Annotated in this window: 9 protein-coding genes; 3 read left to right on the top strand and 6 right to left on the bottom strand. The window is 37.1% G+C overall.

Annotated elements, in window-relative coordinates; translation table 11 throughout:
• Positions 1 to 4 precede the first annotated feature (4 nt).
• The 4 genes from QE431_RS11815 to QE431_RS11800 all read right to left on the bottom strand — a co-directional run bounded on the left by QE431_RS11815 (position 5) and on the right by QE431_RS11800 (position 8,801).
• On the bottom strand, positions 5 to 6,370 hold the full coding sequence (locus QE431_RS11815) for a HAMP domain-containing protein (RefSeq protein WP_307296041.1): 6,366 nt from the start codon (positions 6,368 to 6,370) through the stop codon (positions 5 to 7).
• Between the two features lie 59 nt (positions 6,371 to 6,429).
• A complete protein-coding gene (locus QE431_RS11810) occupies positions 6,430 to 6,864 on the bottom strand; it encodes a response regulator (RefSeq protein WP_134142910.1) in 435 nt (144 codons plus the stop codon).
• Positions 6,861 to 8,312 (bottom strand): ATP-binding protein, encoded by a 1,452-nt coding sequence (locus tag QE431_RS11805; RefSeq protein ID WP_307296038.1) that lies wholly within the window; start codon positions 8,310 to 8,312, stop codon positions 6,861 to 6,863. Before QE431_RS11805 ends, QE431_RS11810 begins: the two co-directional genes overlap by 4 nt.
• 111 nt (positions 8,313 to 8,423) lie before the next feature.
• Positions 8,424 to 8,801 carry a response regulator gene (locus tag QE431_RS11800; protein ID WP_057114997.1) on the bottom strand — a complete coding sequence of 126 codons (378 nt, stop codon included), beginning with the start codon at positions 8,799 to 8,801 and terminating at the stop codon, positions 8,424 to 8,426.
• Between the two features lie 520 nt (positions 8,802 to 9,321).
• Between QE431_RS11800 and QE431_RS11795 the strand changes: the two genes are divergently transcribed.
• Complete coding sequence (locus tag QE431_RS11795) at positions 9,322 to 9,699, top strand: nuclear transport factor 2 family protein (protein WP_307296033.1); 378 nt, start codon at positions 9,322 to 9,324, stop codon at positions 9,697 to 9,699.
• Positions 9,700 to 9,794: 95 nt separating this feature from the next.
• On the opposite strand, the gene QE431_RS11790 is transcribed toward QE431_RS11795, so the two are convergent.
• Positions 9,795 to 10,427 (bottom strand): DNA-3-methyladenine glycosylase, encoded by a 633-nt coding sequence (locus QE431_RS11790; protein ID WP_307296030.1) that lies wholly within the window; start codon positions 10,425 to 10,427, stop codon positions 9,795 to 9,797.
• Between the two features lie 285 nt (positions 10,428 to 10,712).
• Between QE431_RS11790 and egtD the strand changes: the two genes are divergently transcribed.
• Both egtD and egtB read left to right on the top strand, forming a co-directional pair.
• Positions 10,713 to 11,705: an L-histidine N(alpha)-methyltransferase gene (egtD, locus tag QE431_RS11785; protein ID WP_307296027.1), complete on the top strand. Its 993-nt coding sequence runs from the start codon at positions 10,713 to 10,715 to the stop codon at positions 11,703 to 11,705.
• Positions 11,706 to 11,716: 11 nt separating this feature from the next.
• Positions 11,717 to 12,898, top strand: coding sequence for an ergothioneine biosynthesis protein EgtB (gene egtB / locus QE431_RS11780; protein WP_307296025.1), 1,182 nt, complete (start codon positions 11,717 to 11,719; stop codon positions 12,896 to 12,898).
• A gap of 53 nt (positions 12,899 to 12,951) precedes the next feature.
• Here the strand turns inward: egtB and QE431_RS11775 are convergent, their stop codons facing one another.
• Positions 12,952 to 13,938, bottom strand: a complete 987-nt coding sequence (locus QE431_RS11775; RefSeq protein ID WP_307296022.1) for an SDR family NAD(P)-dependent oxidoreductase — start codon at positions 13,936 to 13,938, stop codon at positions 12,952 to 12,954.
• Positions 13,939 to 14,122: the final 184 nt, after the last annotated feature.

Genomic DNA, 14,122 nt, shown 5'->3' with positions numbered 1-14,122 from the left:
AATATTATTTTAGCCATACTCTCATCAGTGAAGACAGCTGTTCCACATTGACAGGTTTAGTAATGTAGTCAGAAGCTCCAGATTCAATACATCGTTGTCTGTCTCCTTTCATGGCTTTAGCAGTGACTGCAATAATAGTCAGATCTTTATGTCTAGGATTTCTGCGAATAATTTTCATAGTTTCATAACCATCAAGTTCGGGCATCATGATATCCATTAGTACAATATCGATAGTTTCGTTTCCGTTTAGTATTTCAACCGCCTCGTGACCACTTTCGGCGCTTATAACATCCAGTCCAAATCGTTCCAGTGCTGTAGTAAGGGCAAAAAGGTTTCGAACATCGTCATCTACCAAAAGTACTTTTTTATTTAGTAGTACATCTTCTTTTAAGTAAAACGTTTCAATACGCTTTTTCATATCTTCAGGCAGTTCTTTATGCACACGATGCATGAAAAGAGCAGTCTGGTCCACAAGCTCATCCATTGAAACAGCACTTTTGGTAATAATACTATGGGCAAAACGGCCGAGTTTACTGCGCTGTTTTTTGCTTAGATCACCAGCTGAATGGACAATAATTGCTGTTTCCTGTCCGCTGATATTGTTTTCAAGATCGCTGATGAGATCTAGTCCGTCTGCATCAGGAAGAACAAGATCTAGTATAATACAGTCGAAAGATTTTGTCTCAATAAGCTCAACTGCCTGTTTCGCTGTCAAAGCAGTATCAATTGAAATATCGTCTCCCTGTACCGCTTTAATTATACGGTCCAGTTCCGCTGGATTGTCATCTACAATAAGCAGGTTTTTTTGTGCATTATTTTTGAAATTCTGAATATCATTAAAAAGTGAGGTTAGAATATCATTTTTTACAGGTTTGACTAGAAAGTTTCTGGCACCTCGTTTGAGTCCTTTGTTTCTTTCATCTTCTCCCGAGATAATATATACGGGAATGTGGCGCAGGGTAAAATCAGTTTTTAATCTGTCTAGAATTTTCCAGCCGCTGGTATCGGGCATATTAAGATCCATTGTAATGGCATGAGGCTGGAAGTGACTGATATAATCCACCACATCATTACCTCTTGTGGTTACAATGGCTTTGATATTATGCTGATGAGCTCTCTCAAGAAGAATTTTAGCAAAGGTTTCATTATCCTCCGCGATCAGTAGCACTTTGTCTTCTGGTTTGATAGAAGTCCTGTCATCACCAATTTCGTCTGCAAAATACAGATCAGTATCTGATGATTTAAAACTCGAAGATGGAAGTGATTTTAAACGGCTCTTTCCAGCATGAAGCACACTTGTTTCTTCATTGACTGTAATATCTTCGATTTCTGGAATATGGACAAATTTTAAAGGTAGAAATAAAGTGAATTTACTTCCAATGTTGGTGTCACTTTCCAGTTCTATGCTTCCTCCCAGTAGGTCAGAAAGTCCTCGGCTGATTGATAATCCAAGACCTGTTCCTCCATACTTACGGCTTGTAGAACCTTCTGCCTGTTGAAAGGCTTCAAAAATAATATTCTGTTTTTCTTTAGAGATTCCAATTCCAGTATCTGATATTTCAAAAGCTACGACAGCTTCGGCATTATCCAGACTGCTGCTTTTAGTTTTCCAATTATGTTCTGCCTTGTAAATGTTTAGTTTAACAGATCCTTTTTCAGTGAATTTAAAAGAGTTCGATAAAAGATTTTTCAGAATTTGGTTTAAACGTTGTGAATCGGTTTCCATAACTTCAGGAAGATTTTCATCCATTTTGATTTCAAAATTAAGATGTTTGGCCTCTGAAATAGGGTTGAAGGTAGAAGCTACAAAACGGCTTATCTCCTCAAAGCTAATCGGGTTGTAATCCACAGAAATATACCCTGACTCAATTTTAGAAAGATCCAGGATGTCATTAATCAGCTGAATAAGGTCATCTCCGCAAGAGTTAATGGTTTTCGCAAACTGAATTTGTTTTTCGGATAAATTCCCGTCTCGGTTCGCAATTAGTTCATTAGCTAGAATCTGTAAACTGTTCAAAGGAGTACGAAGTTCGTGAGACATATTGGCCAAGAACTCGGATTTGTATTTTGAAGTAAGCGTCAGCTGATCGGCTTTTTCCTCAAGTGCTTTACGGGCAACCTCGACTTCTTGGTTTTTAAGTTCAACTTCTTCTTTCTGATTGGCCAGTAATATCGCTTTTTCCTCTAATTCTTCGTTGGTATTTTTAAGTACTTCCTGCTGACTTTTAAGCTCGCTGGCAAGTGATTGGGATTGTACCAGCAGTTCTTCAGTTCTTGAATTGGATTCGATGGTATTAATTACAATACCAATACTTTCTGTAAGTCCTTCAAGGAAATCCAAGTGTATCTGGCTGAAGGTATCAAGTGATGCCAATTCAATAACTGCTTTAAGTCTACCTTCAAAGAGTACTGGAAGAATAATGACGTCTTTAGGTCTGGCATCGCCAAGTCCTGAATTTATTTTAATGTAGTCTTTTGGAACGTTGCTCAGTATTATTCTTTCTTTTTCTACTGCAACCTGACCAATTAGACCTTCTCCCATACCGTATTGAGTAAGGGAATTTTTTCGTTTTATATAAGCGTAAGAAGCAATTAGGTTTAATTTAGAATCCATAAATTCTTCACCTTCTTCTAAAATATAAAATAGACCATGCTGAGCGGTTACCACTGCAGCAAGTTCTGAAAGGATTTTTTTAGTAACTGCATTCAATTCTTTTTGACCCTGAAGCATTTGGGTAAACTTAGCCAAATTCGATTTCAGCCAGTCTTGTTCTTGATTACGTAAAGTAGTTGCTTTAAGATTAAAAATCATCTGATTAATAGTGTCTTTAAGTGCCTCAACTTCACCTTTTGCTTCAACACCAATAGTTCGTGTTAAATCTCCCTGTGTTACTGCCGATGCTACCTCAGAAATCGCACGTACCTGAGTGGTTAGATTCGCCGCTAACTGGTTTACATTTTCTGTTAAGTTTTTCCACGTTCCAGAAGCTCCTGGTACGTTTGCTTGTCCTCCCAGTTTTCCTTCGGCACCAACTTCACGCGCAACTGTTGTTACCTGATCTGAGAATGTGGCAAGCGTATCAATCATTTCGTTGATGGTATCGGTTAACTGTGCAACTTCACCTTTGGCATCAATGGATAATTTTTGTTTTAGATTTCCTTTTGCTACAGATGTTACCACTTTTGCGATTCCACGAACCTGACCTGTTAAGTTAGAAGCCATTACGTTAACCGAATCGGTTAAATCTTTCCATGTTCCCGCAACACCTTTTACTTCAGACTGTCCGCCCAGTTTTCCTTCGGTACCCACCTCACGCGCCACACGCGTAACTTCAGAAGCAAATGAATTTAACTGTTCTACCATCGTATTAAAGGTATTTTTCAAATCTAGAATTTCTCCTTTTACGTCAACGGTAATTTGTTTGGAAAGGTCACCATTTGCAACTGCTTTGGTTACATCGGCAATATTACGCACCTGACCGGTTAAGTTCGATGCCATCTGGTTAACCGAATCCGTTAAATCTTTCCATGTCCCAGCAACACCAGGCACGAATGCTTGTCCACCCAGTTTTCCGTCGGTACCCACCTCACGCGCCACACGAGTTACCTCAGAGGCGAAGGCACGAAGCTGATCCACCATTGTATTTACGGTTTCTTTCAATTGTAGAATTTCTCCACGAACGTCGGCCGTAATCTTTTTCGACATATCTCCATTCGCAACTGCAATCGTTACCTCGGCGATATTACGAACCTGAGTGGTTAAATTACCCGCCATTTGGTTAACAGAATCTGTTAAATCCTTCCATGTTCCAGCAACTCCAGGCACATTAGCTTGTCCTCCTAGTTTTCCTTCGGTTCCTACCTCACGTGCCACACGAGTTACCTCAGAGGCAAATTCGCGAAGCTGATCTACCATTGTATTTAAGGTTTCTTTTAGCTGCAAAATTTCTCCACGAACGTCAACAGTAATTTTTCGGGACATATCTCCATTCGCCACTGCAATTGCCACATCGGCAATATTACGTACCTGAGCGGTAAGATTTCCTGCCATTTGGTTAACGGAATCTGTTAAATCTTTCCAAGTTCCAGCAACTCCTGGTACGTTGGCTTGTCCTCCAAGTTTTCCTTCTGTACCTACTTCTCGAGAAACCCTTGTTACCTCCGAAGCAAAGCCTCGAAGCTGATCCACCATGGTATTAATTGTATTTTTTAACTCTAAGATTTCTCCTTTTACGTCAACCGTAATCTGGAGCGATAAATCTCCTTTTGCTACGGCTGTTGTTACTTCGGCAATGTTACGCACTTGTCCAGTAAGGTTCGATGCCATTTGGTTTACCGAATCCGTTAAATCTTTCCAAGTTCCACCAACACCTTCAACCTGCGCTTGTCCTCCCAGTTTTCCTTCGGTACCAACTTCACGTGCCACACGAGTTACCTCAGAAGCGAAAGAGTTCAGCTGACCCACCATGGTATTAATTGTATTTTTTAACTCTAGGATTTCTCCTTTGGTATCAACCGTAATCTGGCGGGATAAATCTCCTTTTGCTACGGCTGTTGTTACCTCCGCAATATTACGTACTTGTCCGGTTAAGTTGGAAGCCATTTGGTTCACAGAATCAGTCAAATCTTTCCATGTTCCTCCGACACCTTTTACTTTCGCTTGACCGCCTAGTTTTCCTTCTGTACCCACCTCAAGTGCCACACGCGTAACCTCAGAAGAGAAAGAGTTCAGCTGATCCACCATTGTATTAATGGTTTTTTTCAACTCGAGGATTTCTCCCTCGGCTACAGCTGTAATTTTTTTCGAAAGGTCACCATTTGCCACGGCCGTTGTTACCTCTGCAATATTACGAACCTGTCCGGTAAGGTTAGATGCCATCTGGTTCACCGAATCGGTTAAATCTTTCCATGTTCCTCCGACACCTTTTACTTTTGCCTGACCTCCCAGTTTTCCTTCAGAACCTACCTCGCGCGCCACACGAGTTACCTCAGCACCAAATGAGTTCAGCTGATCCACCATGGTATTGATGGTGTTTTTTAATTCCAGGATTTCTCCTTCAACGTTTACGGTAATTTTTTTAGATAAATCTCCTTTTGCCACGGCTGTTGTTACCTCGGCAATATTACGCACCTGACCTGTTAAGTTGGATGCCATTTGATTTACTGAATCGGTCAAATCTTTCCAAACTCCGCCGACCCCTCGTACTTTTGCCTGACCGCCCAGTTTTCCTTCGGAACCTACCTCACGAGCAACACGGGTTACTTCAGAAGAGAACGAGTTCAGCTGATCCACCATCGTGTTAATGGTATCTTTAAGCTCCAGGATTTCTCCTTTTACGTCTACTGTAATTTTTTTAGATAAATCTCCTCTTGCTACGGCCGTTGTTACATCGGCAATATTACGTACCTGTCCGGTTAAGTTTGATGCCATCTGATTTACGGAATCCGTTAAATCTTTCCAAGTTCCGCCGACACCTTTTACTTGTGCTTGTCCGCCCAGTTTTCCTTCGGTTCCTACCTCACGCGCCACACGAGTTACCTCAGAAGAAAATGAGTTCAGCTGATCTACCATGGTATTAATGGTATTTTTTAATTCTAAGATTTCCCCTTTTACGTCAACGGTAATTTTTTTAGACAAATCTCCTTTTGCTACCGCAGTGGTTACATCTGCAATATTACGTACCTGACCCGTTAAGTTACTCGCCATTTTATTTACAGAGTCTGTCAAATCTTTCCATACACCACCCACACCGCGAACTTTTGCTTGTCCGCCTAGTTTTCCATCAGTTCCCACCTCACGAGCCACACGGGTAACCTCCATAGAGAATAGGTTCAGCTGTTTTACCATCCCGTTTACCTCTTTGGCAATTCTAAGGAATTCTCCTTGAAGTGGATTTCCTTCAATGGATAAAGGCATTTCCTGCGATAAATTTCCTTTTGCAACAGAGGTAATTACGTGTGCAATTTCAATTGTTGGATGCACCAGATCAGAGATCAGTGTATTAACAGAATCCACGCAGGAACTCCACGAACCGCGTGCACCGTCTAGAACGACACGATTCGTTAATTTTCCTTGTTTACCAATGCTTTTTCCAACTTTCTGAAATTCGAATACCATTCGTTCATTCAGATCAATTATTTCATTTAAAGTGTCGCAGATTGATCTTTTAATGCCATTCTGATCGGTAGGAAAACGCTGCGAGAAATTACCGTTTTTTACTTTCATCAGAATTTTTAAAAACTCGGCATCGCTTAGCACGGATTCTTCGGACTGATCTTTGATCTTGGCGTTTTTTTTATCAGTTACCACGGGAAGTACAAGCAGTTCTTCGCCGCTGGATTTTTTTGTGACAGGTTTTGATTTTTTCATAATAGACGGTTCTTGGTTTGATTAAATTTTTGGTTTATGGGATGTGTAAAAGGAATGCTTTAAACGCTTTCGTCCAATAATATTTTACGCAGATGAAACTGTACAAAAGCATCCATTGAATCAGGTCTTTTGGTATTGTCTGTATAATTGAGAGGCTTTATAATATAGCCTGATATTCCTAAATTTTCTGCATTGATGCGGTCATTACTTTCAGAAGAGGTAGTCATTATAAAAACTTTCAGGTCTTTTAATTTTTCATCTCCACGTATGATTTTAAGAAACTCTATTCCATTCATTCTTGGCATATTAATGTCCAAAAGAATCACATCAGGATAAAGAGCTTTACCAGTTTCACCACGTAGAAGATGCAACGCTTCAAGTCCGTTATAAGCGGTATGAAGCTCGTATTGGATTTCTAGTTTTTTTAATGAACGTTCTACAGATATAGTGTCCAGTTCATCATCTTCAATTAGTAAAATGGTGGGTGTTTTCATATTCTTTTATTATTTTTCCAAGTGAAAGTAAATGTTGTTCCTTCTCCCAATCGTGAGTGTACTTGTATGCTTTCTCCCTGATCGTCAATAATTTTTTTCACAATTGCCAGACCAACACCAGTGCTTTCCATTTCATTTTTTTCTCGAAGTGTTTGAAAGATTTCAAATATTTTCTTGTGATATTCGGGATCAATTCCAATTCCATAATCTTTTACGGAAAATTCGTAAACATCTAAAATTGTCAGGCAATCAATTTCAATACGGCCCTCGTTTGGTTTTGAATACTTAACGGCATTGCTGATTAAATTAGAAAATACCTGTTCAAGTTTAAGACGCTCGGTAAAAATTTCAGGCAGGTTACTCAATTCAACAGTAAAATCCCTCGGTACTATGGCTTGAGTGATTTCATTTATAAGTGCATTTGTATCAACTAATTCGGGAGCTGATTTCTGGTTGATGCGGGCATAGTCGAGCAGTCCGTTGATCAAAGCTTCCATGCGTTGAGTTCTTTTAGGTATGATGTTTAAATAATTGCGAAGAGCAGGAGAAATTTCCTCCGACAAGTCTTCTTCAATCCAGGTGATAACATTATAAATCCCACGCAGCGGCGCCTTTAGATCATGAGAAACCACATAAGCAAATTTATTAAGTTCTTCATTTTTGTTTTCTAGTTCCTGAATATTCTTCTCTAATTTTTGGGACATAATGTTTAAAGAGGAGGCTAGGGCGCTGAGTTCGTCGTTTTTAGAATCCCGAACTATGGTAAAACGACCTTTAGAAATGGTATCAGCAAGACGCACCATCGAATTAATGCGGTTGGTTATCATAATTACAATATAAGCAGTACTGCATATTCCAGCGAAAATAGTCATGGACAAGAAAATCAAAGAATATGTTCTTGTCTTATGAAGGGAATGCAGCAGCATTTCACTATGATGTTTTCGAGTTTTATATTCTAACTTGTCAAATCTTTTAAATTTAGCTGTTATAGAATCATTAATATTTTTACCGACATGTTTTCGAAGTTTGGAATCTAACAGTAACTGATAAGTTTCAGGGTTTTCCATTCTGGCGTTTATTATTTCAGCAGTATAGACAAGCCATGCATCATGGAGCACGGCTACTGAGTCCAAAATACGACGCTGTGTTTCATTATCATCAATAAGTTTATGCTGTTGTTTGAAAAATAGCGGTACTTTTTCCAGTCCCTTGTAATAGGGGCGCAGAAAAGTGGTATCATTAGTAAGCAGGTAGCCCCTCAAAGCACTTTGCATTTCCAGTATAGCTCTATGGGTCTTGTTTGAGTTACGGATCACATCTTCTGATTTGGAGAGAAACTGTGAGTTGAGATGCACTTTACGAGATAAGCGGTAATTCGTATATGAATCTGCAACAGAAAGTAGTATGATCAGCGAAAACGCCAGAAGTATTTGTGTTGATAATTTCATTTTCCAACTGTTATAAAGCCGCGTAAATGGTCAGTTTCTTTAAAGATAAAAATAGCGGGAAATATGCTGTTTTTGAAAATGAATACATTACCAATCTCAGGTGTAAATTTCTCACGCTGTATAATGGGCTAGAATTTTTTTCATTTCATCAAAGTCACTTGGTTTGGATATATATTCATCAGCCCCATAGTTTCTTGCTTTGCGTTTTATCTCTTCCATCTGTGAAGTAGAAAAAATAATAACTGGGATGTTTTTTATAATTTCCTGTTTTTTTATTTCAATTAAAAACTCAAAACCAGACATAATAGGCATATTCAAATCAAGGAATATTATATCAGGTTTAAGTTCTTTTAGAATCAATTTGTTAAGCGCTTCTACAGGATTATGCATAGAAGTATATCCCGCTTGAGATACTGCCTGGAGCGCTTCCATAAAAAATTCGCAGTCGTCAATATCGTCATCTATCTGCAGTATATTTTTATAATTCATTTTAGTTTGCTGTTAAATTAAAGTGCAATAATTAGGAAGCCTCATTAACCAAAGCTCGATGTGCGAGCCGTTAAAGTATCGGTGAGTTAGAGAAGCATTTTGCATTCGTCTAATCTTCATTTTTAAATTTTGGGACAACCGGATTTAATTATGCTGTTAATTAACAAACAGTAAAAATTTTGAGTAATTTTTTTTCATATTAGATTTTTAGATGTATAGAATTTGGTAACTGAAAAGTAAAATTACGGCAACAATTAAATTTATATAATTTCAACTTCGATTTATATAATTAACATTTTAAATTGTTTTTTAATCAAATTTATACAACTAATAGGGTGGAATATTTTTATTAAAATCCATTTCATTTAAAGAATTTACCTTGCTGTAAATTAACATCTACATATCTGAAATTTTCTCGCTTTGAATGATCAAACTCTACATTAAATCTATGTTAAAAATGTAACGCATTTCGATTTTAGTTTGAACTTTGTATAACTGTTTAATTAATAATAAGATAGTCATGGAAAAGCAAATTATTGAACTGGAAAAAAAATATTGGCAGGGAATGGAAAATCACGATTATGAAACGGTTAAACAACTTACTCATTTTCCTTGTATAATCGCTGGAAAGAATGGTGTGCAAAGTGTAAATGAAGATAAGTTTAAAAAGATGTTTGAGTCAGGAGATGGAGATAAAATAAAAGTATTGAATATTTCTGATATTGAGGCGCAGTTACTTACTGAAAATACGGCGATAATAGCTTATTCAATAGAATTAGGAATGGCAGATGGCACAAAAAAAAGTTCTATGAAATGTGCCTGCACTTCTACTTGGATTAAAGAAAATAATAACTGGGTTTGTGCGCTACACACCGAAGCTGAACTATCGCAGGAGTAAATTATTCTGTTTTAGGATTCACTATAAAGAAATCACGAATCGTCAAAATCTCGTAATAGTTAGTACGAGATTTTTAATTATGAATAAAGCTGCATTTAAATTTTATTTGGTTTACTGACATATTTATTTCCCTTAATGAAAAATCTCCACGGGAGTAAGGCATGATCTTGAGCATAAGCTACGCCAACTCTAGGCGATGCTGCAATTTGTTCCTCTTTATAACGGATGCCATGATCTTCAACCCATATTTCATCGCCGCCTAAATCTTTTTTATTAAAAGAGCGATCAATTCCTAAGGCTTTTGCTGCGGAGCCAGGTCCAGCCGAAATAGCGCCTTTTGAAGAAGACATTTTCCGTCTTTCTTCCATAATATCTTTTCCTATCAATGGTTCGATACCTCGTATTAAAACGGCATGTGGTTCGCCTTCAACAGAACTTACAATATTAAACAAGTGATGAATTCCATAACAGAGATAAACATAAGAAATACCGCCTTGGCTGTAAAGTGTTTCTGTTCTATCAGTTCTTCGTCCGCCATATGCGTGAGAAGCTTTATCATGTACACCAAAATAGGCTTCTGTTTCAACAATTATTCCAGCAGTTATTTTTCCATCGATTTGAGTAAAAAGTACTTTTCCCAAAAGATCTTTCGCAAGGAAAATAACATCTTGGTTTAGAAAATAAGAAAATGGCAGTTTAATAGGAGTTGTGAAAGATAATTTAGTCATTCTAGGTTTTTCATTTATCATTAAAGAAAGTAAAAATTACGGAGAATTTTTGGATCAAGTATTAAGTGGTATAAAATAATTGTAATTGAATTTTTAAGGATTAGTAAAATATAATGTCTGTCACAGCTATTAATGATGGTTGCTGCAGTTTTTTTAAGTTAAGATTCTGTTTAATAAAGAACTTATGAGACATGAATAAAACGTACCTTTAAGTAAGAAAAAGTTACAGTTATAATATCTCTAATTAAATGGGGAATTATTTTCTGTCAAAAAAATGCGATACATATGAAATTATTTGAAACAGCTATAAAAGAAAATATAGAAACAGAAGAACAAAATAAAAATAATTTTCTTCAGGATGTAATTGCTGGTTTACGGCAGCATCCAAAACATCTCCAGTCAAAATATTTTTATGATCAACGTGGCGACACACTTTTTCAGGAAATTATGAACTTACCTGAATATTATTTGACTCGCTGTGAAATGGATATTTTTGAAAATAAAACTGCTGAAATAGCGGCTGGTATTAATGCAGCTCAAACGCCATTTGATTTAATTGAATTAGGAGCAGGTGATGCATCAAAATCAATGCATTTGCTGCGATATCTAAAAAATGAACTTACAGATTTTAGATACATGCCAATTGATATATCAGGAAATATACTTTCGGTTTTAGATGAAAAATTGAAGAAAAATATACCAGGCCTAGATATTTTATGTCTTGAAGGAGAATATTTTGACATGCTGTACAAAGCTGCACAACTTTCCTCTCGTAGAAAAGTGATATTGTTTTTAGGAAGTAATATCGGCAATATGGAGTTAGAAGAAGCCTATCGTTTTTGTTTTGAACTGAGAAAGAATCTCAATAAAGGCGACATAGTTATGATTGGCTTTGACTTAAAAAAAGAACCTAATACAATTCTTAATGCATACAATGATGCAAAAGGAGTAACAGCTTCCTTTAACCTTAATCTGCTTGAGCGTATTAATAAAGAGCTGAAAGCTGATTTTAAGGTGGATAAATTTGAGCATTATGAAACTTATGATCCTCTTAGCGGCGCGTGCAGAAGTTATCTAATTAGTCTTGAAGATCAGAAGGTTTCTATTGATGACGCTGTATTTCATTTTGCCGAAAATGAGGCGGTTTATATGGAGGTTTCACAGAAATTCTCTACTGAAGATACCGAGAAAATGGCCGCACAGTCGGGATTTACACAGGTTTATAGCATTAAGGATAGCAAGGAGTGGTTTGTCGATGCGTTTTGGGAAGCCGTTTAAAAACAATAATTATGGAACAGACAGCACAAAAAAATGATGCGCTATTAATTTTATCGCAGTACAAAAAAATACGCAGACATTCTGAGACAATATGCCGTCCACTTGAAATAGAGGATTATGTAGTACAGCCTATTGCAGATGTGAGTCCGCCCAAATGGCATTTAGGACATACTACTTGGTTTTTTGAGACCTTTATTCTTATCCCAAATTTTCAAGGATATAAAGAATTCAATCCACAGTACAACTTTGTTTTTAACAGCTATTATGAAACTGTAGGAGCCAGAGTAGTGCGTACAGACCGTGGTAATCTAAGCCGTCCGTCGGTTGCCGATATATATGCATACCGAGCCTATGTCGATGAACAGATGGAAGCTTATTTAAATCACCATAATGATCTTTCAGACGAGCTTTACGCTGTTTTAGAATTAGGTTTGAACCACGAACAGCAGCATCAAGAACTTCTATTAACCGACATTAAATATATTTTAGGGCACAATCCACTTTTTCCTGTCTATAAAGAAATGGAAGAAGTTATTGTAAAAAGAGAAGAATCTCCATTTATTGCGATGCCAGAGGACATTTATGAAATAGGATTTAACGGGACAGGTTTTAGTTTTGATAACGAGTCTGGAAGACATAAAAAGTATTTAGAAGCTTTTGAAATCTCTTCAACTCTTGTAACAAATGCAGAATATTTGCAATTTATGGAAGAGGGTGGTTATGAGAATTTTAAATACTGGCATTCCGAAGGCTGGGACTGGGTTACACAGCAAAAGGCAAAAGCACCACTTTATTGGCATTCTATTGATGGTAAATGGCAGCACTATACTTTGGGCGGATTGCAGGATATTGATCCACTTGATCTAGTCTGCCATGTGAATTTTTATGAAGCTTCGGCGTTTGCAGCATGGAAGAGTATGAGACTGCCTACAGAAGAAGAATGGGAAGCAGCGTCCAGTCATTTTAATTGGGGTGAAAGATGGGAATGGACGGGAAGCGCCTATCTTCCTTATCCTAGGTATAAGAAAGAAGCAGGTGCGATTGGTGAGTATAACGGTAAATTTATGGTCAATCAGATGGTTTTAAGAGGAGCTTCAATCGCTACTCCACAAGGTCACAGTCGTTCATCCTATCGTAATTTTTTCCATCCAAAACACCAATGGCAATTTTCAGGAATTCGTCTGGTAAAATAGAAAGTTATTTATAATAATATTTTTTTGGCGAAAACATACAAGCTCGTCAATTTTTACAGCTTTTTACTCACTAACAGTAAAGCTGCAGTTATACCTAATCCTGCAAGCAGTCCTAAACCGAAGTTATGAGTAGTTTTTGATGGAAGTTTTCCATGAACTCGAAGAGGTTCTTTAGAGTTTTCCAAAACATTTCCAGGATTATTTTCCTTAGCGTCGTTAAGCTTCATTTTTAGCCTTACGGCTGCAGATGCTGTATTAATCACAGTTTTTGGAAACAATCGATAAAGGTTTGTTATTGCCGTAGCGGGAAAATCGGGAAACATATCTTTTTTAGGATGTTTTGCTAGTTCTACCATTTTAGCTGCGGTATTACGCGGATCAGAAGCAATAAATGGAATTTTCATATCAAACCCCGAGTATTTTGCTGAATGCAGATTTCCAGTTGAATTTTGTAACTGAGGATATAGATTACAGATGTGAATATTTGAACGGTTTGATATTTCGCCTTGGAGACATTCCATCATACCTTTTATTCCAAATTTTGAAGCAGAATACACAGCGCTATAAGGCGCAGGCATAAATCCACCAATAGATATGTTATTAATTAAAATTCCTTCATCTTGATTCTTAAAAATTTTGATGACATTATAAGCCCCATTCATGTATCCGAACAAATTGGTTTTAATGACCTGCTGATGAATTTCTAAAGGAATTTCTTCAAATTTTCCGCTGGCCATCACGCCGGCATTATTTACCCATATATCAATTTTACCATTTATGGCAAGAGCTTCTTTAACGACTTTCTCAACATCTTCAGCAATTGACATATCTGCACTTACACCAACACACAAAACATTTAAATTTCGACAATAGTCCACAACTTCATTAATGCCTTTCTGACCTCTGGCAACTGCAACAATATTACAACCCTCTCTTGCGAATGCTTCTGCTGCAGCCCGGCCAACACCACTGCTTGCTCCAGTTATAACTACATTTTTTCCTTTAAGACTGTTTTCAAGTATTTTAATATCTTCCATCATCTTTATTATTTTAAGTTGATAATTATTATTGTCCTATAACATTTATTTAAGTTACTAAAAATAATTTTTGGAGTGTTAAGCTTTAAGAAAACTTTAATTTCCAGAAGATTAGTTCAGTTATGTTTGAATTGTCTCTTTTTTTATACGACGAGTATTTATTGCTGTTAATAATGTAATCTTCGAA

This window comes from Flavobacterium sp. SORGH_AS_0622 (assembly GCF_030818825.1).
Taxonomy (GTDB): Bacteria; Bacteroidota; Bacteroidia; order Flavobacteriales; family Flavobacteriaceae; genus Flavobacterium.
The sequence above is the reverse complement of the archived record's forward strand: the minus strand, read 5'-3'. Positions and strand labels throughout refer to the sequence as shown.